We start from the raw sequence: 23,136 nt of genomic DNA, 5'->3' as shown, positions 1-23,136 counted from the left end.
ATTCCCATTCTGTAAGAGTTTGACTCCTCACGTTAAGTGAGAAACCGGTTGGCGGCTCGCGTGAACAACGAGCCGCTTTTTTTTGCTGTTATTTTTGGGCGCTGACACCCATCAGGTGCTCGACTTTTTGTACGTGCTTGAAGCCTGCCGCCTTGAGCCGGTGGATGACGCCATCGACAAAGCTGCTGCCTTTTTTGACGACGTGTGGATTGCCGGTGTAATGAAACAGCCGCCCGTCGCGGCGTAGCACCCGGAAGATTTCCCGGTAGAATTCTTCGCTGTAGAGTTCCCCAGCGAGGGAAAAACGCGGTGGATCGTGAATGACCGCATCAAAGGAAGCCGCAGGCATGGAGCCTATCAGTTCATAGCTACTGCCTTGGCGTTGCACAATTCCGGCTTGCCCTAAATCGTTTGACCACGGGTTTTGTGAGCGTAGCCTCATGACTTCCGGGCTTAGTTCGATGCTGAGTACTTCGCTTGCGCCGAGTCGGTGGGCGGCGATGGCGGCATAGCCCAAGCCGCTACAGCAGTCCAATACCTTGTCACCCTTGCGCACTGCTTGTTGCGCCATCGCGGAGGCGCTGGCAAAGGGGTCGGTTCCCTTGGAGATGTGCATCTTGACGCCGCTAATTTCCAGCAGCGGTGCGCCAGCCGTGGGAACGAGCTTGTAGTAGCCAGCGCTGCGGTCTTCCAAGGGATGCATCGTGCCATCGCGACACAGGTAGATCCTCTGGGTCTTTTTGACGATGCTTTTGAGGGTGTCGATGGAGAGTCGATTGTCTGCGTCGAGCACTAGGCTCTGGTCGCTTAAGGCAAAGTCTTGTTCCGAAAGGTTCAGGTCGGTGGAGAGCCGGATGCAGGTAAGCCCCTTGGCGATGGCATCCAGCGCTTGTTTGGCATTGTCTGTGTGGAGGTAGTAGCTGGGCATAGTGTTCGTTTATCTGGCTAAAAATACTGACCGTACTATATCGAATTAGAAGCATACCTCAAGTTTAGATGCAGAGAATTTCCGTTTGTTAGGTTTTCTCTGTGTTTCCGAATATTGGTATTTCGTCGACTTCATAATAGAGGTCGTTGCCACATTTACAAACTGCTTTCCACGGCCTCCCTATATTGTTCTGAGTCTCGTGCTCGCTTTTTTCACCACACTTCAATGGTGTGCAAAATGATTTGCTTTGATTTCATTATTTGCACCATTGTTTCTCACAAGGAATACCATCATTGTTTCCATCCATTTTGAGGTTTGGACAATTGTTCAAAAAGAAAGTAGCTTCTTCGCAAGAGTTCATTTGAGAACAATATACTCTGCCATCACAGCGAAAGCTTGAAGATTTACCGCTTTGACTATATGAGTTCTGTTTATCAATGCGTGGAGATTCGCCGCCAATGATTGTTAATGCGCCATCAATCGGTTCTTTTCTTTCACATACAGTTCCTACAGGCACGCTACCATATATAACATGGCCATCTTTAGTAATGCATTTTGTGGCTATAGTCGGTGCGGCGTTTGAGGGGGTATTTAGTAAAGATAATTGATGTTGTTTATAGAAAAAATTTCCATACCATCCAATGCCGACTAAAAGAGTGATCAAGATTATATTTTTCATATCAAATTTGTTTCTTTTGTTGTTGTCTAATGTCCGGGTTTGCTGGGCTAGATCAAACATCTCCTTCCCGATCAAGCCTTGGCGGTCACAAATTAGCAGCACTTGGGTAGACAGTTTGGTGATCAGCTCCCCGGCATTGGCGATAAACGCCGCCAGCGTGGTGAAGTGCGGTTGGCTGTCACCGGAAATCGCAATGAACAGCATATTCTCACGGCACGCTGATTCGATTTTGCGGCTACTGATAATGCCACGGCTGTAAGCTAACAGGATGATTTTGAGTAACACCGCTGGGTCAAAAGCGGCTGCACCTTGCACATCATTCTTATAACGTTGGTGGAAGTCTTCAAGGTCGAGTTCCTTATCCACCAGATGACGTAGCGCGTATTCAAACGTACCGTGCAGGATTTGCCGGTCAAAGTCCACAGCCAACAGTTTTACGCCTTGATGGATCGGTTTGTAGCGTGCCATGCCTGTCTACTCATTCTGGTGCTTGTGATGCTTGATTATCCCACAAAATGGCGGTTCGGAGGGTTTTTCTACAGCCTCAACGTCCAGCATGACGGGCGCGGCGCGGTGTGAATTGTGCAAAGTCGCGGGCTGTCCCCGCGTATCAATGAATCTTTGGTGAACGAAGTTAGGCTGCCATTTTCATGGGTATAACTGGATAAAGTCCCTTTTCTTTGGCTTCAAGTATAACAATCTGCACGATATTGTTATCTTTATCGTAGCTGACGTTGATGTTCCAGCCTTGCGAGACTTCCCGAACAATCGGGTTATTGCTAAACCGCTGAACTAGGATGTCATCGTCTTCATAGTATTTAATGTTCATCGCTTAACTCCCAGTTGATCATGACAGTTTTGATGATCAAATTGTTACGCTCAATCGCGGCGGCACACAGCATATTGTCTTCACGGTTAGGGTATGCCTTATAAATCCACAAATGCTGCTCATCTTTGTACTTCACATCACCCGATTCTATCAGGTCAGTAAGTGTCTTCTCGTCTATCTGCCGTTCAGCCATCTGTTCTGTTGCATGATAGGTGAGTATGACTGGCTTGTTGAAACGCTTGCTGATCATCTAGGTGGCTTCTGTTGTGTTACCTGCCTAGTTTCGCCTTACAGGTAAGGATCGTCAAGCATTCCCGAGCCTCAGCGAGCCGCCCCAATGCTCTAAATTCAGGCTTTAAATCTGGCACAGCATTTCCCGCGTTAGCGCATGATGAAATAATCTTCATTCGGTCTGTCAGTTTTGGATAATCATATTTGTCATTTGAGAAGCCAACGTCTCGGTTGATGGGCGCGGCGGGGAGTAATCAAAACGGAGTCGTGGGCTGTCCCCGCGTCCGTCGTCGAGCAACTTGTTAGCACTTTATTTATGACCAAGATAAATCTAACTGCTTGTGTTTGGTGGCACAGTCACGCAGATATAAGTTAATCAGACTTTGATAGGGAATGCCTTTGTCCTCAGCCATGCCTTTGAAGTAATCAACAGTATCCTGATCTATACGTATAGTGATCTGCTGCTTCATCCGCTTTGCATAAGGGTTGGGGACACTGTTGGTAAAATCATAGCTCTCACGCATGGCGACCACCTTCATATTGTCGTTTTTCGGATTTGTCCGCTTTTCGTGCGGAGATGATACGGATCGTATCTTCATCACGTTCACAGTGGCAGACAACCAACAGCCTCGAATAAGCACTCACACCCATCAGGATGAAACGCTCCTCACCGTCAGAGTGATCAGGATCGGGCATCACGGCAAGATTACGAAAATCCTTTAGCCATCAATAACTCAGAAAGATAGTCTGTGTTCATGGCGGCCTTTTTCTGTTTGCGTTTCATGCCTGCCTTAAACGTTTTGTGGCTGTTCAATACGTTAAAGGCGATATGGCGTATCCCTGCAAGGTTCTCGGTGGCTTTGTCGCGGCGAATTCGGCAATCATCTTCACGCATGGCGACATCCAACCGCCAGTGTAACTGATTTTCAATCATCCAATGGTTGCGGATAGCATCCGCGAATTGTTTGGCGGTGAGCGTTGCAGAGCTGATGTAATAGCGAACTGTAGACTTAACGCCACGAAATCCCCGATGACATCGCTCACGATATGGAAACGGGTTTCTTCTCTGCCGTGCGCCTTTTCAATAGTGCTGAAGTAATCACCTTGATACTGGGCTACGTGACTCAGCGGAAAATGTTTCGCAAAAGCATCTTCAAGCCGTTTATGATTGCCCTTGACTGCCAACAGGTAATTAGTCTCCTTATCAAGAATGGCTTTGGCAATCGCTTTCTGGCAACCCATCGCGTCCAACGTGACGAGACAGCCACACACCGATAATAGTTTCAATAATTCAGGAATAGCAGTGATTTCATTGGATTTTTCATCGGTTTTGACTTGTCCTAACACCACGCCATTCGCCGTTGAGAAAGCACTGACCATGTGGATAGCCCCTGTTCTACGGCGCTTGTCATAAGAGCCGCGTAAGGTTTTACCATCAATGGCAATGACTTCACCGTTAGTGAGTGTGTGGCAACTTTGCATCCAGTCAGCGAAACAGCGTTGGAATTGTTGTGGGTTAATCAAGCTCATCACGCGAGCAAGGGTGTCGTGGCTGGGGATGCCGTTATCAAAATCAGCGTATTCTTGTAACCAAGTGAGTCGATCATGTCCAAAGTCTTCAATTTCTTCCCAGCCATCGGCACCCGCAATGACCGCACAGATAACCAAGAGCAAAATATCAGTGAGTTTGTGTTCAATTTTTCCCGTTTAACGGTAGTCTTGAATGATGGAGAAGTGGCTAAGCAGGTCATGATCTTGCATGGGTGCATCCCTTCGATGAAAAGGGGATAGCTTATCAGGTGACGTCGTTTGGGCGTTAATCGTTCGCTATTGATTTTACTGGCTTATTCATGCGTTTGCCCTGGGGGTGAAGATAAACAGCGAGTCAGGGAAGAATCGGGATTAGGCTCGGATTCTTCCCGACGTTGCCATCGTGGTGACTCAGTGAGTTTTCATGCTGCTTGTAAATTGGGAACGATGTGCATATCAACATGAATATCCGCATAAGGGCAGGTCAATGAGCCTTTGGTGTCACGCTCAATCAAGCCCAATTCAACCAACGCCTGAGCATCTTCATGGACGCGCTTCACATCCCGTTGTAGATGCCGTGCCAGTTCTCGCACTCCCATTGTACCCGTCACCTGTAGGGCATTGATGATTGCCCAGCGGCGTTCGCTCAGGCGGGAAAAAAAGATGCCGGGTGACTCAAAATTAAGAAATTCACCTTGGTATCCTCCGCGCTGTGCGGCTTTTCCTGCTGCACGCAGCGCAGCTTTCCAATCAGGTTGCAATGTGATGGTTAATGTACGCTTTTCCATTTGTCCACCTCTAGCAAAAAGTCTTCGATTAATGTGTCTATATCGTTGAAAACATAGGGATGCTCAACATCACCCCAATGTTTGTGATCGCCTTTGCCCCGTTCATTGTCGAAGCCAATAACCCGTTTGTTATCAACAATGTAAACGAGACGATATTTGTAATGATGCGTTGTCGGCGGAACGGGCGTGGGGACGTGCCACACAACCATCTCAATAATGTCACCATTCGTGGCAATGTCTTTGAATTGGGTAATCAGCTCTGCTTTCATGTTGGCTATTGTGCCAACAAATGGCATTAGGAGACAAGTGATTTATTAGCGTTACCCCGGCGGATTTCCGGCATATCAGCTACTTTATCGGGCAGAATCCGGGGTGGGTGGTACAGGGGATGGTGTTGTATGGCGGGGAACGGGTGTTGCCGTTTGGGGAAAGTGATGAGGTGAAGTTGTGGGCAGTGCCGTTGGGGATGATGGCGGGTGAAGGGATATGGCGGATTAAGGTGCAGTGTCAAGGCTTGGTGGGGCATAGGTTTTTCTACAGCCTCAACGTTAAATCTGACGGGTGCGGCGGGGGGTAGATTGGAAAAAATCGCGGGCTGTCACCGCGTCCGTCGTCGAGAATCTCGTGAGCCAATTAATTGAAATTATCTTCCCTTTTATGTGGATTGACATGGCACATCGTCAAACTCATGGAAGATTGGGTTGTCACCAATTCTTAATCTTTTGTTGGCTTGGCACGCAGAATCGTCAAAGCCCTGAAAAATTGGCTCGGCACCAATTCTTGGTCTTTTGTTGGGCTGGCATGGCGCATTGTTAGACATATGGAGGATTGGTCAACCAACAATTCTTGAGCTGTTTTGAAATTGTGCAGCCGCCGGTTCTCAGAACGTAGTCCAGTGGCCACCGAGGAGTACTCCTTTCTCAAGATCGTTCAGCACGAAGATGCCCCCATCCATGAGAGCTACTTTCGCAAAGTTGCACTCGAGGATTCCGGGGACATCCATAGTGCAATCGCCGTAGCCCTTACTGTGAGCCACACCACCACCTGTGGTAGTGAAATCTAAATTGTACGGAGGGTCCAGTGGCGTAAACTCTTGGCCAGGGAGTTTTATCAGGTTCGCTATTAGACGGAACGTGGTGACTTGCTTTTTGGGAGCTTCCACAGGCGTTTGAATTTGAGGCTTGTGCGAAATTGGCTTTTGTGGAGCCGAGGAACAGGCTGTCAAAGATGTCAATACGGTTGAGACAATAGTAATTCTGACGAAGTTCATAGTACACACTCCAAGTGTTAGATAGAAGTTGTCAACGCCCTGAAAGATTGGGTCGGCACGGCGCATTGTTGGGACTCAGAAAAATGAGGCTGTTACTAATCCTGAAAACTTCTTATCCACTTTTTTGGTCATTGGTTAATAAGTCACGGCAAGATTACGAAAATCCTTTAGCCATCAATAACTCAGAAAGATAGTCTGTGTTCATGGCGGCCTTTTTCTGTTTGCGTTTCATGCCTGCCTTAAACGTTTTGTGGCTGTTCAACAGGTTAAAGGCGATATGGCGTATCCCTGCAAGGTTCTCAGCGGCTTTGTCGCGGCGAATTCTGCAATCATCTTCACGCATGGCGACATCCAACCGCCAGTGTAACTGATTTTCGATCATCCAATGGTTACGGATAGCATCCGCGAATTGTTTGGCGGTGAGCGTTGCGGAGCTGATGTAATAGCGAACCGTAGCATTTTCGGGTATTTCCCCTTTGGCGGTGCGGAACGATAAAGCGACACCCAGCGTTTTTAACTCAGGCCAATCGGCACTTAACGCCACGAAATCCCCGATGACATCGCTCACGATATGGAAACGGGTTTCTTCTCTACCGTGTGCCTTTTCAATGGTGTTGAAGTAATCACCTGGATACTGGGCTACGTGACTCAGCGGAAAATGTTTCGCAAAAGCATCTTCAAGCCGTTTCTGGTTACCTTTGACTGCTAACAGGTAATTGGCTTCCTTATCAAGAATGGCTTGGGCAATCGCTTTCTGGCAACCCATCGCGTCCAACGTGACGAGACAGCCACACACCGATAACAGTTTCAATAATTCAGGAATAGCAGTGATTTAATTGGATTTTTCATCGGTTTTGACTTGTCCTAACACTACGCCATTCGCCGTTGAGAAAGCACTGACCATGTGGATAGCCCCTGTTCTACGGCGCTTGTCATAAGAGCCGCGTAAGGTTTTACCATCAATGGCAATGACTTCACCGTTAGTGAGTGTGTGACAACTTTGCATCCAGTCAGCGAAACAGCGTTGGAATTGTTGTGGGTTAATCAAGCTCATCACGCGAGCAAGGGTGTCGTGGCTGGGGATGCCGTTATCAAAATCAGCGTATTCTTGTAACCAAGTGAGTCGATCATGTCCAAAGTCTTCAATTTCTTCCCAGCCATCGGCACCCGCAATGACCGCACAGATAACCAAGAGCAAAATATCAGTGAGTTTGTGTTCAATTTTTCCCGTTTGACGGTAGTCTTGAATGATGGAGAAGTGGCTAAGCAGGTCATGATCTTGCATGGGTGCATCCCTTCGATGAAAAGGGGATAGCTTATCAGGTGACGTCGTTTGGGCGTTAATCGTTCGCTATTGATTTTACTGGCTTATTCATGCGTTTGCCCTGTGTAAGTACGCTACCGCCCTGATCTTTACCGACCAAGAATCCGATGAGCTGTCGTCTTTTGCTGAATAACGGAAGTAATTTATACTAAATCATGGCCTATTACAAAAAATCATGATGGCTAAATGAACACAAATCCAACCATTTTCAGGGTATCTTATGCACCTGATTTGGCTTTGGCAGATGTGTAATGCTCGAATTTTGGAACACTATCCTATTTTCCCTGTCGGTCACAGGGCCGATTTTTATCCTGTTGGCCTTGGGTGCGTGGTTGGCGCGGCGTCGCTCCGTCAACGATGCCTTTGTGGAAGCAGGTTCGCGGCTGGTGTTTAACTGGGCGTTGCCTGCCTTGCTGTTTGTCAGTATCGCGAAAAACCACATCGACGCGACCACCAATTTCCACCTGATCGCCTATGGCTTGGTGGCGATGAGCATTCTGTTTGTGTTGACGGAAATCATGGCGCATTTCACGGTTAACCCGCCAGAAGACCGGGGCGTGGTGGTGCAGGGGATTTTTCGTTCCAATATGGCAATTATCGGGCTGGCGTATTGTGTGAATGCCTATGGCGATGTCGCGCTGGTGGCAGCGTCCTTGTACGTGGGGATTTTGAGCATTCTGTTCAATATTCTGGGGGTGATCACCCTGAGCCGTTCCTTGCATAAACAGCAGGGAATTGGCGGCATCCTGCGTAATATCGCTACCAACCCGCTGATTATTGGCATTGTGCTGGCCTTGCCGTTTGCCTGGTGGGATGTGCGCCCGCCTGAGTTGCTGATGAAGGCAGGGGAAACGCTGGCGGATATGGCTTTGCCGCTGGCGCTGTTGTGTACCGGCGCATCGCTCGATTTCCATACGCTGAAACAGGAAATGAGCAAAACGCTGTTGGCAACCTTCAGCAAGCTGGTGCTGATCCCCTTGCTGTTTACCGCTGGCGGCTTCTGGATGGGTTTTCGCGGGATGGATTTGGGTATTTTAATGCTGATGTCTTCCGCACCCACCGCCGCCGCCAGTTACGTGATGGCGCGGGCGATGGGCGGCAATGCCACGCTGGCAGCCAATACCGTGGTGTTGACGACCTTGGGTTCCTTGTTCACCACCAGTCTGGGCGTGGTCATTTTGCAGGGCGGCGGCTGGATGTGAGCAGTCACAGGTGACAGGCCGAGCCTTGCACCTGCTGGCGGAGCGTCTTCACATCCGCATTCTGGATAAACGCCGGAATATTGCTGAACACGCTGTGATAACCAAACTCACCCAGTTGCATTTCATCAATCGCCTGTTGTTTGCTCCAGCCCTGACACACCACGCGGTACAGGGCGACCACCAGCCCAGTACGGTCAGAGCCGTGCAAGCAATGCACCAGCACCGGCTCTTTAGCATTGGCAATTACCTGCAAGGCGTTGACAACTCGCACCGGGTTGATGCCGCTGGCAAATAGCGGGGCATTGTGCACGGTTAACGCCATGTCCGCGCTCGGCAGATCCTTGTGGTAGAGGCGCAAATCCAGCACTTCGCCAATGCCATGCTGTTTTAGCTCGCCGAAACCTTCCGCATCGGGCTGCGAGGAACGGTACAGCATTGGGCTGACCTGATAGAAATTACTCAGCTTGCTATCGTTAATGGGCATTGCCCAAGTCGCCGGACGGGCATCAGCAAACGCCAAGCTCGGCAACAACAATACCCACAACCCATACATCTTCAACACGTCTATTACCTCCGCTATTTTCAGGGTGCGTTATACTCTGACCATCATTTCCCAATCAATACACAATCCTATGCCTACAAAAATTTTACCCATTGTTGATTGCCGCCATCTTACGGCTTTTTGTGAAGGGCATCATCAGAATGCTTGTTCGCTACCCGCTGCTGAATTGCCAGAACGGATGCACGAACTGCCGAAAACCTCCGAACCCATTATCCTGTATGGCGATACGGTCACGTTGCTGGAAGCCAGTGCTTTTTTGCAGGGTAAGGGTTATCAGGTGGTGCAGCAAATCGAGTGGACGCCGAGCGTGCAAGCTGCGTTGCAGGCAACGGGTGAGTTGGCAAGGGGGGCACATTCCCAACGTTTGTGGCAGCCTGCGCCACTGATCGCTCGTTTTGTGGCAGAGCTTGCCCCGGCACACGGCATTACGCCGGGTACAGGGTTGGATATTGGTTGTGGGGCAGGGCGGGATATGGTGTACCTTGCCATGCACGGCTGGCAGATGTGTGGCATCGACTACATTCCTGCTGCGTTACAACGTGCCCAGAATCTGGCCGTTCGCCATCAGATCAGCATCCAAACGGAATGTCTGAACTTGGAAACCGGCAGTGACCCGTTCAGTGCTTATGCGAGTGGGCAATTCGAGCTGATTAACGTGGCGCGTTACCTGCACCGCCCTCTGTTTCCGTGGATGAAACGCTTGTTGAAACCCGGTGGCGTCCTGATTTACCAGACTTTCATGCAGGGTTCGGAACAGTTCGGTAGCCCGCGTAACCCCAATTTCTTGCTGAAACCGGGGGAGTTGGCGCAGGTGTTTACCGGGGCTGAAATCCTGCTGGATGCGGTGGAAACACTGGACGATGGACGCCCCGTGTCTGCCTTTATTGCGCGTCTGTAGCGTTGCCTGTTATCAGCGGTTATTCAGGCCATCTTTAATGCTATCCAGTGGTACTTCGATCAGGTTAGGCACGTCAGGCGTGAAGGTATTGCCAGTGTTGACCGCATTGTCTGCATCGGTTGCGGGTATTTCAAAGATAACGGTGTTCGGCGGTGCTGACTCGGGAGCGGGGTTATCAAGCTGGATAGGCGGCAACTCGGTGCTTTGCACAGGGATGTCAGCCGGAATATTGACTTCCGTTGGCGTAACAGGGGCGTAAGCGGGTGGGGCAGCCGCTTCGGCAGCTTCAGGGTTTTCCGTTTCCCGTGGTGTGGCGGTAATGCCTTGCGGCAGTGCAACTGGCGTTGGGGGCGGGGCAACGGCTGGAGGGGGTGTGGGGTTTCTGGCAGGCGCTGGCGCTTCTTCTTTCGTTTCTTCTTTGGAGGGGGTAATGCCCATCGCCAGCGTTTCGCGGTAACGCTTTTCTAGGGAAATCTGTTCTTCGACCTGGTTATCCAGCCGGTATTTGCCGATCAGTTCCTGACTGTTATCCAGCGCGGTGCGGGCTTTTTCGGTATCGTTTTTGCGCAACATGGCAAGCGCTTCGTCTTGTTGCAGGGTGACGATTTTTCTCAGCAGCTTCATGGCCTCTGGGTGGTCGGGGGTTTTTTCCAGCAGGGTGCTCAGGTAAGCGACGGCGCTTTCGCTGCGGTCGTCACCTGTGTTGAGGTTGCCGTAGCTGATGGCGCGTTGGGCGCGTTCGAGGTATTGCTGGGCGTTGTCATCACTGGATTCTGTTACGTCGCTGGTACTGGTTGCGGGCGTTGTGGTGTCCGTTGCATTGTCGCTGGTGTCTGGGGCGCTGGGGTTGGTTTCCTGTTCCAGCGCTTGTTTACGTTGGGCTTGTTTGACGGCGCTTTCTAGGCTGACCTGACGTTTCAGGCTATCGGCAAGGGTGAATTCTGAGATGAGGTCATCAGTGGTGCGGAGTCGTTTGCTGGCTTCGTCGAGTTTGCCTGCGGCCAGCAATGCTTCGGCTTCGGCGTGTTGGTCGTTGATCAGTTGTGCCAGCAGTTTTTGGGTTTTGATATTGTCTACTTCGAGTGAGACAGCTTTGCGCAGGTAGTCAACAGCGGCAGGTTGTTCCGGGTCGGTGCTGAACAGTTTGCCTTTGCGGATGGCGTCTGCGGCATTGTCTTGCAAGGTGCTGATGTCGTTTTCGGTGGCGAGTCTGATTTGTGCGGAAGCAGCGGCACTCTGGCGTTCGGCTTCGGCGCGTGCGGCGGTTTCTGCGGCGAGCTTGTCAGCTTGGGCTTGTACGCTTTCCTGATCCAGCACGGGTGGCAGGCTGGTTTCACCGACCAGTGTGGCTGAGTCTTCAGCGGGCTTGGCGGTTTGACCTGCGGTGGATGTGGTGGTGACAGGGGCAGAGCTCTGGGTTTCGACAGGTTTTGGTGGTGTGCTGCCACGGTTGGAGAGCAGAGTATAGGTGGTCATGGCAACTGCGCTAGCAGCGACCAGCGCAGCGATGGGTAGTAGCCGCTTTTTTTGTTGTTTGCGTTGCAGGGTGCGCAGCAAGGTTGCCGGGTTTTTGGGGCGCTCCGCTCGTTTCAGGCTCAAGCCTTGGCGCAAGACATTCCAGGCGTCGGGGCGCAGTTTGCGGATGCTGTTGGGGGACAGGTTGCGGACGGCGGCTTCGAGGGCGCTTTGTTTGCCAAACGGTGCTTCACCCTGAAACAGATGATAAGCGAGGCTGGCAATCGAAAAAGTATCATCAGCAGCGGTGGGTGTGTCGCCGAGCAGGACTTCCGGGCTGATGTAACCGGAGTGCAGGGTTTGGCGTGAGCGTTCGTTGGGGTTGTTGTTGTAGGCAACCCGCAAGGCGGCTGCGATGGGCGCGGTCAGCAAGCAGGGACGTTTTTCACCCAGCAAGACGGCATCGGGTTCCAGATAACCACATACGCCATCGGGGCGCTGGCTGGCAAGAGTGTCGCTGATGCTGTCGAGCAGTTCCATCGCTTCGGGTACGGGCATTCCCCGGTCGTCCAGCTCCGCGAGGCGTTCGGAGAGTAACATGCCGCCGATATTGCGCATCACCATCCAGCGGATGCCGTCGGCGGTTTTGCCGTCATCAAGGATGTGCGGCATTCCGGCGGCAGCTTTTTGGTAGCCCGGCAAGATATGTCCAAAAGCCTGTTCAAAAATGGGGTTTTGCGCCAGTGCGGGCAGCAGGGTGAACACCAGTACATTGGCTTGTTCGCCGTTTTGCTGGGTTTTTTTCTGGTCTTGTGCCCAATAGAGCTTGCCGAGTGCGGTGTCTGCCATGCAGCGGCGCAGGGCGTAGCGCTCCTGAAGAATAGGCAGGTTTTGCACCAGAATGGGTTCCCTGAAAGGTCGGTTTGAAAATGGCATAACGCAAAGGCTCCCGCGAATCACCGCCGGTGGTCATTAAAGTGCGGTGATTATAGAGGATTACTGGGCTTTGAGCACATCTTCATGGGCTGGTTCATGACTCGGCGGTTGCCAGCGGAAATGTTTCAGGCTGATTTTGCCATTGGCGCCGAACACGATGCCTTCGGCTTCCAGCAGATGGCGCTGGTGCAATTCACCACCGGGAAACGCCCGCCCCAGACTGAGCTTGCCTTGCGCATTAATGACGCGCTGCCAGGGTACGTCGGAAAATTCCGGCAGGGCGTGCAGAGCATAGCCCACCAGCCGGGCGTGACCCGGCAAGTGGGCGAGGGCGGCGACATCGCCGTAGGTGGCGACGTAGCCTGCGGGAATTTGCCGGACGACGGCGTAAATGCGTTGGTGTTTGCTCAGGCGGCAACCTCTAGGGGTTCAGATTGTTCCAATGCACGTACCAGTTGCGGGATCTGGGAGAGGGCGGGTGCGCCATCCATCAGCAGGGCAATCGGCATGACCTCGAAAATTTCTTCGGGGCTTGCGCCAAATTCGCGGGCAGCTTTGACGTGCATCTCAATCAGGCGGGCGTCTTGTTGCACCAAGGCGATGCCGAGGCCGACGAGTTCGCGGCAGCGGCGGTCGATGCAGCCTTTGCTGAGGGAAAATTCACGCCACGAGTCCATCCACGCTTTCCACAGCTCAACATGGTGGTGTTCCGGGCTGGCTTGTACGTAGAGAGCTACGCGGCGTACTTGCAGCATTTCCGTATCCGTTGCGCCCAGTTTGACCGCCGCAGTGGTGTGGATGTCGATGCAGCGATGGCAACCTTTCGCCAGCGCAATTCCCAAGGTAATCAGTTCTTTGTGCTTGCGACACAGAACGCCTTTTTTGGTGCTTTCTTGTGAAAGCTCGCTAATGATTTCCAGAAATTCACCCAGCCCGTAGGTGCGTGCCCGTTTCAGGGATTCCATGAAGTCGGAGTCTACCATTGTCATTTACCTATTTTATGTTGCAGTGCACACAAATTCTAGCACAGATGATTTGTAATGCCTCACTTTGTTCGCTGAGCGTCACGGCTAGTAAAAAAGTTTAAATTTTTGCTTGACCGATTATGAACAACTAAGCATAATGCGCACCTCTTCCAGCGCATCCGTAGCTCAGTTGGATAGAGTACCTGGCTACGAACCAGGTGGTCGGAGGTTCGAATCCTTCCGGATGCGCCATCTATATCAAAGGGTTGCCCTAGTGGCAGCCCTTTTTTTTCGCTTGTTGATTTTTGCTGAATGTATTCAGTAATTTTGCTAATATGTGTATCAATAATTTTATAAAAAAGATGCCATGAACGCGAAAAGTAAAAACGTTTATCAGGGCGACGCTTTTGTCACTCGTTACATCGTCTATATCCTGTCTTTCTTGCTGGTGATTGGTTCAACCTTGGTGTTTTGGTTCAGCTACCAAAAAAGCCGTTCGGTGAATGAAGAAATTGCCGTCTACGAAGCCAGCCAGTTTGCGGCGTCGGTGGCGCGTTTCCGTACCTTCTACTCCGAGCAGTTTGTGCCGCGTGCCAATGAAAACGGCATTCCCATTACGCATGATTATTTGTCCGGCAAAGATGCCTTGCCTTTGCCTGCGACCATGATGATTGATTTCGCCAAATTCCTCACGGACAGCAATGATAGTAACTACAAAGTACGCTTTTACAGCGATTTGCCTTTCCCGTGGCGCAAAGGCAAGGGTGGCGGGGCGAGTGATGATTTTGAGCAATGGGCACTTCAGGCGTTGCGTAAAAACCCTGAGCAAGCTGTCTGGCGTTTTGAAGGGAAAGAAAATGAGCAAGTGTTGCGCTATGCCCGTGCTGACCGTTTGGGCGAAAGTTGTGTTAATTGCCACAATACCTATCCGGGCACACCGAAAAAAGACTGGAAAGTAGGGGATGTACGTGGCGTTTTGGCAGTAAGTCGCCCGATCAGTGGCTTTGAGAAAGCTACCAAGTCAGCCATGACGGAATCGTTCCTGATGCTGTTTGGCTTGGGGGTTGCGATGCTGTTGGTCTTGGGGCTGGCCTTGCGTGGGCTGCGGACTTCCTTGAAGTCATCACAGGCATTGGCAGATGATCTCAACGCAAGCCAGATCAAAAGCCGTACTATTGTCGATTCGGTGCTGGATGCGATTGTGGTGATCAACTCGAAAGGCATTATGATTGAGGCAAATGCCTCGGTTTACCCGGTTATCGGCTATACCCCGGAAGAATTGCTGGGGCAGAATATCAATATCCTGATGGATGGCGATCATCACGCTAACCATGATGCCTATCTCCAGCGCTACTTGAAGACGGGCGAACCACATATTATTGGTAAGCCGCGTCAACTCGTGGCACGGCGCAAGGATGGCTCGGCTTTTCCCATTGACCTGTCGGTGAGTGAAGCCCGCCTTGGTGACTGTGTGGTGTTTACCGGGATTATCCGTGACATTAGCCACCGTATTGTTGCCCAGCAAGAACTAGCGGCAGCACGGGATGCGGCATTGGAGTCCGTCCGCCTCAAATCTGAATTTCTCGCCAATATGAGCCATGAAATCCGCACCCCCATGAATGGCGTGATTGGCATGACAGAATTATTGCTGGGCAGTCAACTGAATCGTGAGCAACGTGATCAGGTGCATACCGTGCAGCAGAGTGCGGAATCGCTGTTGCGCATCATCAACGACATTCTGGACTTTTCCAAGATTGAGGCGGGCAAGTTGTCGATCAGCAACAGCCGCTTCGATCTATTACCGGTCATTGAAGGCGTGATTGATTTGTTGGCAGAAAATGCCCAGGCGAAAGGGATTGAATTGGCCTTTTTCATTGAAAAGGATGTGCCATCCGCCCTTGTCAGTGACCCGATCCGCTTGCGCCAAGTGCTGATCAACCTGTTGAACAATGCCATCAAGTTTACCGAACGCGGTTATGTGATCCTCACGATCAGTGTTCATGGCGCTGTCTGGCAGCAAGAAGGCGATAAACAAACCCTGCGTTTTGAGGTCATGGACACCGGGTGCGGGATTCCTGAAGCGGCACAGGCAAAACTGTTCACGGCCTTTTCACAAGTGGATGGTTCTGTGACCCGTCAACACGGCGGTACGGGGCTGGGGCTAGCGATTTGTAAGCAATTGGCGCAATTGATGGGGGGGGATATTGGCTTGCTCAGCAAGCCAGGGGTTGGCTCCAGCTTTTGGATCACGCTTAAGGCGGAAGTAGGTGCAGGGCAGCAAGCTGTCAGCATTGTATCGGGTATTACTTCGGTACTCCTGTTGGGTTCCAAGCCTTTGCTGAATGCTTCTTATGAAAAGCAAATGCAGCAATGGGGGCTGGAGCCGGTGATGGTCGATACCCTGAATGGCCTGCTGCTGACGCTGGAGAAAAACAGTGCTTACGATGTCATCGTGCTGGATGCCGATATGTTCTACTACAAGCCCGAGCACCCATTGGGTATCGTGCCGGTCATCAAGGAAGTACGTGAACATACCAACGTGCCCCTTATTATTTACGGCACGACCAAGCAAATGCTCTTGTTGGAAGCGACTCGTTTGGGGGCGAATATCCAGTTGCTGAATAAACCCGTCAAGCATTCGGTTATCCAGCGTTACCTGAACCGTATGCCCGTGCCTGTTGTTCCGCCAGCTTTGATTCAGCCTGCTTTGGAGGTAACACCACCAACTACCGTACCACCAGCCAATACTGACGGTGTTACCCGCATCTTGTTAACTGAAGACCATCTGGTGAATCAGAAAGTGGCGCTGGCGATGCTGAAAAAACTGGGCTACACCCATATCGACTGCGCCATCAATGGGGAAGAAGCACTCAAGGCAGTGCAACAGCAGCGCTATGACGTGGTATTGATGGATTGCCAAATGCCCATGATGGATGGCTACGAAGCCACCCGCCAAATCCGCAAGCTGGCAGACGCGGGTTATCAAGCGTTACCCATCATTGCCCTGACCGCGCACACCATGAAAGGTGATGACGAAAAATGCTATGAGGCAGGTATGAATGATTACCTCTCCAAGCCAGTGCGGGTGGACGAATTGCAGCAAAAACTGGAAAAGTGGTTGAAGGCGAAAGTACCACAGCGTCAGGTGGTAGAAGCCTGAAACCAGCGTTGTGCTTACTGCAAAAATTCACCGCTTTGGTGTTGCCACATATCGTAATAGTTGCCGCGTAACGCCAGCAATTCATTGTGGGTTCCCTGTTCAATCACCTGCCCGTTTTCCAGCACGATAATCCTGTCCATGCGCAGGATGGTGGCGAGGCGGTGCGCAATTACTATCGCGGTTTTTTGCTCAATCAGCTCGAAAATCGCTACTTGAATTTGTTGTTCGGTGAGTGAATCCAGCGCACTGGTGGCTTCATCCAGCACCACAATCGGTGCATCGTCGAGGAAGGCGCGGGCAATCGCGATGCGCTGCTTTTCACCGCCGGACAGTTTCACGCCGCGTTCCCCGACCATCGTGTCGAAGCCTTGCGGTAGTTTGTCGATAAACTCCAGCGCCCGCGCTTTGCGTGCCACGTTGCGCAGTTGCTCGTCAGTAACGGCCTTGCCCAGCACGATATTGTCGCGGATGCTGCGGTGAAACAGATCCGGTTGTTGCGGCACCAGTGAAATCTGTTCCCGCAAGCAAGCCAGCTTGAAATCTTGGGCATCCACGCCATCAAACAGGATTTTGCCGTGTTGCGGGTCAACAAAGCGGAACAGCAGTTTGGTCAGCGAAGTTTTACCCGACCCGGAATGCCCCACCAGCGCGACTTTTTCGCCCGGCTTGATGTGCAAATTGAAATCCTCAAACAACCCCATCTGCTTGCCTAGCGTAGCCGAAGCATACGCAAACCCCAGGTGCTCGAAACGGATGTCCCCGTGCGTAATGGTGTGTATTTGCCCGGCGTGCTCTTCCTCCAGATCGGTCTGACGGAACACTTCCGCCATTTCCCGCGCATCAGCGAGTACACTGAAAAAGCGCCGGAAATTCATCCCGAAATCCCACAAATGCCTGATCAGGATCAGCAGTACCGTCTGGAACAGCACAAATTCGCCAATCTCGAAGGCGCCACTTTGCCATTCACCAATCATCCAGTAGAGCAATAGCAGCTCGATACCAAACACCAAGGTGCTTTGTACGGCAAAGGACACGAAAGTGAGCAGCCAAGCGACATTGCGCTTGCGGTAAGATTCATCTGCCAGAGCGCTGATATTGGTGCGTTCCTGCTGTTCCAGCGCGAAACTTTTGACGATGGCAATATTGCTGATGCCATCGGCATACGCGCCGCCGAGTTTGGAATCCATTTCCGCTACCCGCAGGTCGAATTTCAGTTTCCACACCAGATAGCCGCCGCTCCAGCCCAGAAAAATCGCTACCCAGATCAGGAAGTACAGCGCAAAACGGGGTTGTTGCTGGTAAAAAATCACAAAGGCGATGCTGATTTGCAGCAAGTTGCCGTAACACTGGAAAATCAGCCAGTCGATGATGGTTTCAAATGCCTTGATGAAGCGATTGGATTGTTTGACCAGACTGCCTGCGAAATTATTCTCGAAAAAGTGGTGGCGTTGCTTCACCAGTACATCAAAGCAGCGCTTATCGAGTTTGTTCAAACCCCAACTCTGGAACATGATCATGCCCAGTTCCAGCGCCCGCCAGCTTAACCAGATGACCCCGTAGGTCATGGCAATGTAAGTCAGATTTTGCAGTAACAGGCTGTGAGTGTCGGCGGTAAACGGTTTTGACAAGCCGTTGGCCATTTCCTTGTAAAACAAGGGAACCAGTAATTCTAGCCCAGCGCCACCGGAGATGCCGAGCATAACCACGACAAACCAGCCCCATTTTTGGCGGATGATTGCGCCATATTCACGAAAGATAATATCCATGCGCGGATGTTAGCAGATGAATACAGCCAATGGCTCAGGTAACGTGTTGGTCTTTTGCTGCCGCTTTGGCTCGGGCTTCGATTTCGTAAGGATTATCCCAATACAAACTGCCCCCGCGCAGGCGTGCCTTGATGCCCGCCAACAGGTAAACCAGCGGGAACAGGAAGCCCCATTGTTCAAATTGCGCGACGTGTACCCGCTCGTGTACCCGGCTATTGTGCAAGTGTTGTGGGGAGATGCCTGCAACGATATGCCCGATGGTAATGGCATTGACCGCACCCAGCAACGGGATGCCACGATCCAGCCAGCGCCCGACCCAGCCACCCCAGATTTCCAGCACGCCGGTATGCAGGTGATAGCCGCCGCCAGTCCATTTTGCCAGCAATGCCAAGGGCAAGCAGAGCAATGTGATGGGGCCTACCCACAAGTAAAGGAGTAATTGCCACCCGAATGGATTTTTTTTCACTGCTCATCTCCGTTGATCTGGGTAAGAACTGAACCCACACAGTGTATGCAAGTTCAGAAAGCCGTATACTTGGCTAAAACAACTTAAGTAAATTGTAGGGAATTACGTGGAAGAACACGATCTATTGCGCAGTATTTTACTGCTGTTGGTAATGTCTGTTGGGGCTGTCGCCGCCTTTCGCACTTTGCGCTTACCCCCTATCCTAGGCTATTTGGTAGTCGGGGCAGCAATGGGGATGAATGGGGCAGAATTTATCCCGGAGAGCGAAGGCCTGGCTTTTATGGGAGAAGTCGGCATGGTCTTCCTGCTGTTCGCCATTGGGCTGGAATTTTCCATGAAGCAGTTCATGGCGATGCGCAATACCATTATCGGCCTAGGTGGCTTGCAGGTGGTGATTTCCACGTTATCGGGAATGGCATTGTTGTCTTACTTTGGAGCATCCTGGCAGAGCGCTTTGGTGGCAGGCGGGGCAATGGCGATGTCTTCTACCGCGATTGTGGTCAAGCAATTGAATGACCAAGCTGAAATGCGTGCGCCGCATGGGCAGTCTGCTTTGGGTATCCTGCTGTTTCAGGATATTGCGGTGGTGCCTTTTTTGGTGGTTATCCCGCTATTGGCTGCCAGTGGTGGTAATGAAATTGGCAATACCAGTGAATTTTTATTCAAGGTGTCGTCTTACGCCTTGCTGTTTTTTGTGACCTTGCTGGTGGGACATTACACGCTGCGGCCGCTGTTTCAGTACATTGCTCGTGCGGAATCGCTGGAGTTGTTCAATATTACGGTGCTGTTGGTGGCCTTGACGGCGGCGTGGATTACTCAGTCTCTGGGTTTGTCGCTGGCTTTGGGGGCTTTTCTGGCGGGGATGTTGTTGAGCGAAACCGAGTACAAGCACCAGATTGAGAGTGAGATACGCCCGTTTCGGGATATTCTGATGGGGCTATTCTTTATTACGGTGGGAACCAAGCTGGATCTTGGGGTATTGTCTTCCCTGTGGTTGCCGGTACTGCTGTTGGTGCTGGGTTTGACGATAGGGAAAGGTCTGCTGATAGGGTTGTTGACCCGGTTATTTTCTAAGAGTAATTCCTCATCATTGCGTACTGGTTTGGTATTGGGGCAGGGGGGCGAATTCGGTTTTGCCTTATTGGCGTTGGCTTTGAACAATAATGTGATGTCGAGTGGTGAGGCTCAGACGACATTGGCGGCGATTGTCATCAGTATGGCTATTTCACCGTTAATCATCCGTTACAATGAGAGAATTACCACGGTATTGCTGGCGGATACTTACACCCATCAACAGTTCAAGGATGCCGCTGAGGTCAGCGAGGCCGTCAATGAAGTGCAAGACCATGTTATCTTGTGCGGTTATCGGCGTATGGGACAAAATATTGCCCACTTTTTGCAAGAACAGGGTGTCTCTTACCTTGCACTGGACCTTGACCCGAGTATTGTGGAAAAAACTTGGGAGGCAGGTGACCCGGTGCATTATGCGGATGCAACCCGCCCGGAAATCCTGATCGCTGCCGGTTTGCTGCGTGCGCGGATGGTGGTCATCACCGTGGTGGATATTGAGGTTGCCAAACGCATTATCGAGGCTATCCGCCTGAAACGGGAGGATATTCCCGTGCTGGTACGTACCCGTGATGAGCGTCATTTGGAAGCATTGGAACGCTTGGGTGCAACCAGTGTGCTGCCAGAGACGCTGGAGGCAACCTTGATGATTACCCAGCGAATTGTCGAACAACTGGGGTTCAGCCCGGATGAAGTCTTTCAGATGACCGAAAAAATTCGCACGGACAGTTATCGTTCCTTACACAGCTATTATCACGGGGATCAGGAAAAACCCCAGCAAGGTAATAAGGCGGCGTTTTTGCACACCTTCACCTTGCAAGATAATGATTTTGGCGTTGGTAAACGTATCTCAGAACTGAAGCTGGAGCGTTTTGCCGTGAATATTAAGGCACTACGCCGTGGCGATATTCGGGGGGAACAACCTTCACCCGATATTTTGCTGCAAAGCGGCGATGTGCTGGTTCTGGAAGGTGGTAAATCGGATTCTTTTCGGGAAGTGGAGAATGCCTTGAAAACAGGCGGTAAAACAACAAAAACCAGTGCTACTCCCGTCATCACTGTGCCAGATAGCAACTGACAGGCGAATGCTAATGAGCAATAACTTTGTTACTGACTTTCTTTAGGGAGACTTGATCCTGTGAATAAACGTCCTCACTACTTGTTTGTGTTTATCCTCTGCTTAATTTTATTGGGGGCTGCACTGTTTTTTCAGTTAGTGGTTGGTCTGGAACCCTGCCCGCTGTGTATTTTGCAACGGTTGGCCATGATGGCGCTCGGTTTGGTGGCCTTGCTGGCTTTCCTGCACAACCCGTCAGGGTTCGGTGACAAGGTATACGGTCTGTTACTGGTATTGGGCGGGTTATTCAGTGCCGGGATTGCCGTTCGTCAGGTTTGGTTGCTGAGTTTGCCACCTGAAGAAGCAGCATCTTGTGGGCCTGGTCTTGAAGTTTGGCTGGATCGTTTCATTACTTATTTTCCACAAGGGTCAGTGACCGAGGTATTGCTGCGTAGCGGTGCTAGTTGTACTGATGTGGCTTGGTCTATTTTTGGACTTAGCCTGCCACAATTAACGTCTCCAGTGTTTGTATTGCTGGCTTTTTATTTAATGTGGTTATTTTTTAGGCGAAATAATAATCATATTGGCGAGTTTTCAATGCGTTAAGTTTTTTTGCCTATTGTCCTATGTGTTTGATAAACTACCGTTTGTCGAGTTAGGATGCCGTTTGTCAGCCCGTGTATTGGGTATATTTCACTCTGTGGTATTCTTTTATTCAGGATATGCGTTTAGTTATTTTGCAGGCAGATTTTTCTCTGTCGAATATTTGACTGCACGTATACCGATGGCCTGATGATTGGTCGAGCAGCTTGGGGTTGGTTATCGATACTCTGACAAAGAGAAAATTTTCTGTATTCCAGAGAACTTTTTATGCAGCAGAGTGTCTATAAACGGTGTCGAGTCGTCTTAGATCAGATTGGGGCTATTCACGACTTTTATGGAGCGGATGCGCTTATCCGTATTGCAAGGAAGCATGTCGGGTGGTATCTGGATTGAATCACCTCCAAGACAAGTTTAACGAAAGGGATTTTTGCGATCACGACTCCTGAAAAACAGTTGGCTGCGGTTCATGATGCATTGTGTAGAATCGCACTAACAAATATTAAAAAGGTTGCATGAATATGACGAATACATCTTCTCGTACCGGTCTGGACTCTTCATTGTCTGAAACGGTTGCTCGTACTTTACAAGATTATCTGGATACGTTGGGTGAGCATGAAGCATCCAACATCTATCGTCTTGTGCTGGATGAGGTGGAACGCCCAATGCTGGAAATCATGATGCGTTACACGCACAGTAACCAGTCCAAAGCAGCGCAATGCATGGGTATTAATCGCGCTACCCTACGTACTAAGCTGAAGCGTCATAATCTGCTCTGATTCAGGGTTTGTTATAATGACGTAAGGAAGGGGTGGTTAGTTTAACCGCCCCTTTTTTATTTGGGTTAGCCTTTTAATGCTGTTTGATAATTTTTCAAACCATCCCAATCACTTTTTCCTGCCAAAGCAGCTTGGGTAGCCCAGCTTTCTGCTGATGCTTTGCTGTAACGGATTCCGCTAGAAGCCAGCCGCTCACCCAGTGTTTCCACACTCAATTCTGCCAATTGCGCATAATGGTTAATACCGGCGGCGTTCATGGCTTCAGCTAATTTGGGACCAATCCCGCTTAATTTGGTTAAGTCATCATCTTCTGCTGGTGCTGCTTCCGTCGCGACAGGGGCTTCAACAACTTTAGCGGCTGGCGCTGGTGCTTTGGCTGTATTTAAGGCTGTTTGCAGCTCGTTGTTTTGTTTTTGCAATTGAGCGTTTTCTTTACGACTGGCTTGCAAGGCTGATTCGAGCTTTTTCTCGGGGCTGGGGACAAACAAGAGGACAAAAATCCACTCGATTACCCAGCCTGCCAGAATACCAAGAATAAAGATGCCTGCTTGTTCAAACATATGGAACTCCATTGATTTAGCCTGTATTTAATGCTTTTTCTTACAAAACTGATTCTAAACACATAACTCTACAGACAGAATAC

Annotated in this window: 22 protein-coding genes, 1 tRNA gene and 2 pseudogenes; 8 read left to right on the top strand and 17 right to left on the bottom strand. The window is 50.7% G+C overall.

All coding sequences use genetic code 11. The features are described 5' to 3' along the window. Positions 1–88: 88 nt before the first annotated feature. The 9 genes and pseudogenes from J9253_RS06820 to J9253_RS06780 all read right to left on the bottom strand — a co-directional run bounded on the left by J9253_RS06820 (position 89) and on the right by J9253_RS06780 (position 5,254). Positions 89–928, bottom strand: a complete 840-nt coding sequence (locus J9253_RS06820; protein WP_210223882.1) for a class I SAM-dependent methyltransferase — start codon at positions 926–928, stop codon at positions 89–91. Between the two features lie 256 nt (positions 929–1,184). Next, the gene (locus J9253_RS06815; protein WP_210224561.1) at positions 1,185–2,075 is read right to left on the bottom strand and encodes a transposase; all 891 of its coding nucleotides are present in this window, start codon (positions 2,073–2,075) and stop codon (positions 1,185–1,187) included. Between the two features lie 166 nt (positions 2,076–2,241). After that, positions 2,242–2,436, bottom strand: coding sequence for a DUF2283 domain-containing protein (locus J9253_RS06810; RefSeq protein WP_028489803.1), 195 nt, complete (start codon positions 2,434–2,436; stop codon positions 2,242–2,244). After that, entirely contained in the window at positions 2,426–2,686 is a 261-nt protein-coding gene (locus tag J9253_RS06805) for a DUF4258 domain-containing protein (RefSeq protein WP_210223881.1), read from the bottom strand. The genes J9253_RS06810 and J9253_RS06805 overlap by 11 nt, the downstream gene beginning before the upstream one ends. A gap of 295 nt (positions 2,687–2,981) precedes the next feature. Beyond that, complete coding sequence (locus J9253_RS06800) at positions 2,982–3,191, bottom strand: BrnA antitoxin family protein (RefSeq protein ID WP_210223880.1); 210 nt, start codon at positions 3,189–3,191, stop codon at positions 2,982–2,984. Next, a complete protein-coding gene (locus J9253_RS06795) occupies positions 3,184–3,318 on the bottom strand; it encodes a BrnT family toxin (RefSeq protein ID WP_266097387.1) in 135 nt (44 codons plus the stop codon). Before J9253_RS06795 ends, J9253_RS06800 begins: the two co-directional genes overlap by 8 nt. Positions 3,319–3,373: 55 nt before the next feature. Beyond that, positions 3,374–4,428 (bottom strand): annotated as a pseudogene (locus J9253_RS06790) (ISAs1 family transposase). 191 nt (positions 4,429–4,619) lie between these two features. Further along, the gene (locus J9253_RS06785) at positions 4,620–4,985 is read right to left on the bottom strand and encodes an HVO_A0114 family putative DNA-binding protein (protein WP_210223879.1); all 366 of its coding nucleotides are present in this window, start codon (positions 4,983–4,985) and stop codon (positions 4,620–4,622) included. Beyond that, the gene (locus tag J9253_RS06780) at positions 4,967–5,254 is read right to left on the bottom strand and encodes a toxin-antitoxin system TumE family protein (RefSeq protein WP_210223878.1); all 288 of its coding nucleotides are present in this window, start codon (positions 5,252–5,254) and stop codon (positions 4,967–4,969) included. Before J9253_RS06780 ends, J9253_RS06785 begins: the two co-directional genes overlap by 19 nt. Before the next feature lie 119 nt (positions 5,255–5,373). Between J9253_RS06780 and J9253_RS06775 the strand changes: the two genes are divergently transcribed. Further along, positions 5,374–5,562 carry a hypothetical protein gene (locus J9253_RS06775; protein WP_210223877.1) on the top strand — a complete coding sequence of 63 codons (189 nt, stop codon included), beginning with the start codon at positions 5,374–5,376 and terminating at the stop codon, positions 5,560–5,562. An 847-nt stretch (positions 5,563–6,409) separates the two neighbouring features. Here the strand turns inward: J9253_RS06775 and J9253_RS06770 are convergent. Further along, positions 6,410–7,540: pseudogene (locus tag J9253_RS06770) on the bottom strand (ISAs1 family transposase). Between the two features lie 290 nt (positions 7,541–7,830). Between J9253_RS06770 and J9253_RS06765 the strand changes: the two are divergent. After that, on the top strand, positions 7,831–8,781 hold the full coding sequence (locus tag J9253_RS06765) for an AEC family transporter (RefSeq protein ID WP_028489799.1): 951 nt from the start codon (positions 7,831–7,833) through the stop codon (positions 8,779–8,781). Positions 8,782–8,785: 4 nt separating this feature from the next. Here J9253_RS06765 and J9253_RS06760 read toward each other — a convergent pair whose 3' ends face one another. Beyond that, positions 8,786–9,334, bottom strand: a complete 549-nt coding sequence (locus J9253_RS06760) for a tyrosine-protein phosphatase (protein ID WP_228291571.1) — start codon at positions 9,332–9,334, stop codon at positions 8,786–8,788. A gap of 79 nt (positions 9,335–9,413) precedes the next feature. Here J9253_RS06760 and J9253_RS06755 point away from each other — a divergent pair, with 79 nt between their 5' ends. Continuing rightward, positions 9,414–10,241, top strand: coding sequence for a methyltransferase domain-containing protein (locus J9253_RS06755; protein ID WP_210223875.1), 828 nt, complete (start codon positions 9,414–9,416; stop codon positions 10,239–10,241). 12 nt (positions 10,242–10,253) lie between these two features. Here the strand turns inward: J9253_RS06755 and J9253_RS06750 are convergent, their stop codons facing one another. The 3 genes from J9253_RS06750 to J9253_RS06740 are packed head-to-tail and all read right to left on the bottom strand — an operon-like array spanning position 10,254 to position 13,621. Continuing rightward, the gene (locus J9253_RS06750) at positions 10,254–12,632 is read right to left on the bottom strand and encodes a serine/threonine-protein kinase (RefSeq protein WP_210223874.1); all 2,379 of its coding nucleotides are present in this window, start codon (positions 12,630–12,632) and stop codon (positions 10,254–10,256) included. A gap of 60 nt (positions 12,633–12,692) precedes the next feature. Then, a complete protein-coding gene (locus J9253_RS06745) occupies positions 12,693–13,025 on the bottom strand; it encodes an MGMT family protein (RefSeq protein WP_407701794.1) in 333 nt (110 codons plus the stop codon). Positions 13,026–13,039: 14 nt separating this feature from the next. After that, a complete protein-coding gene (locus J9253_RS06740) occupies positions 13,040–13,621 on the bottom strand; it encodes a carboxymuconolactone decarboxylase family protein (protein WP_228291527.1) in 582 nt (193 codons plus the stop codon). Positions 13,622–13,772: 151 nt separating this feature from the next. On the opposite strand from J9253_RS06740, the gene J9253_RS06735 reads away from it, so the two are divergent. Together J9253_RS06735 and J9253_RS06730 are read left to right on the top strand one after the other, a co-directional pair. After that, positions 13,773–13,849, top strand: a tRNA-Arg gene (locus tag J9253_RS06735). Positions 13,850–13,964: 115 nt separating this feature from the next. After that, positions 13,965–16,757, top strand: a complete 2,793-nt coding sequence (locus J9253_RS06730) for a response regulator (RefSeq protein WP_210223873.1) — start codon at positions 13,965–13,967, stop codon at positions 16,755–16,757. 14 nt (positions 16,758–16,771) lie between these two features. On the opposite strand, the gene J9253_RS06725 is transcribed toward J9253_RS06730, so the two are convergent. Both J9253_RS06725 and J9253_RS06720 read right to left on the bottom strand, forming a co-directional pair. Beyond that, the gene (locus J9253_RS06725; protein ID WP_210223872.1) at positions 16,772–18,523 is read right to left on the bottom strand and encodes an ABC transporter ATP-binding protein; all 1,752 of its coding nucleotides are present in this window, start codon (positions 18,521–18,523) and stop codon (positions 16,772–16,774) included. A 34-nt stretch (positions 18,524–18,557) separates the two neighbouring features. Next, the gene (locus tag J9253_RS06720) at positions 18,558–18,989 is read right to left on the bottom strand and encodes a hypothetical protein (RefSeq protein WP_210223871.1); all 432 of its coding nucleotides are present in this window, start codon (positions 18,987–18,989) and stop codon (positions 18,558–18,560) included. 106 nt (positions 18,990–19,095) lie between these two features. Between J9253_RS06720 and J9253_RS06715 the strand changes: the two genes are divergently transcribed. From J9253_RS06715 to J9253_RS06705, 3 genes are all read left to right on the top strand, one after another. Then, on the top strand, positions 19,096–21,135 hold the full coding sequence (locus tag J9253_RS06715; protein ID WP_228291526.1) for a monovalent cation:proton antiporter family protein: 2,040 nt from the start codon (positions 19,096–19,098) through the stop codon (positions 21,133–21,135). Between the two features lie 60 nt (positions 21,136–21,195). Beyond that, positions 21,196–21,720: a disulfide bond formation protein B gene (locus J9253_RS06710; protein WP_210223870.1), complete on the top strand. Its 525-nt coding sequence runs from the start codon at positions 21,196–21,198 to the stop codon at positions 21,718–21,720. 515 nt (positions 21,721–22,235) lie between these two features. After that, positions 22,236–22,493, top strand: a complete 258-nt coding sequence (locus J9253_RS06705; protein ID WP_210223869.1) for a helix-turn-helix domain-containing protein — start codon at positions 22,236–22,238, stop codon at positions 22,491–22,493. A 65-nt stretch (positions 22,494–22,558) separates the two neighbouring features. On the opposite strand, the gene J9253_RS06700 is transcribed toward J9253_RS06705, so the two are convergent. Then, positions 22,559–23,053, bottom strand: a complete 495-nt coding sequence (locus tag J9253_RS06700) for a helix-hairpin-helix domain-containing protein (RefSeq protein WP_210223868.1) — start codon at positions 23,051–23,053, stop codon at positions 22,559–22,561. Positions 23,054–23,136: the final 83 nt, after the last annotated feature.

Source organism: Thiothrix litoralis (assembly GCF_017901135.1).
Classification (GTDB): Bacteria; Pseudomonadota; Gammaproteobacteria; order Thiotrichales; family Thiotrichaceae; genus Thiothrix; species Thiothrix litoralis.
Note: the sequence above shows the minus strand (reverse complement) of the source record. Positions and strands in the feature narration are given on the sequence as shown.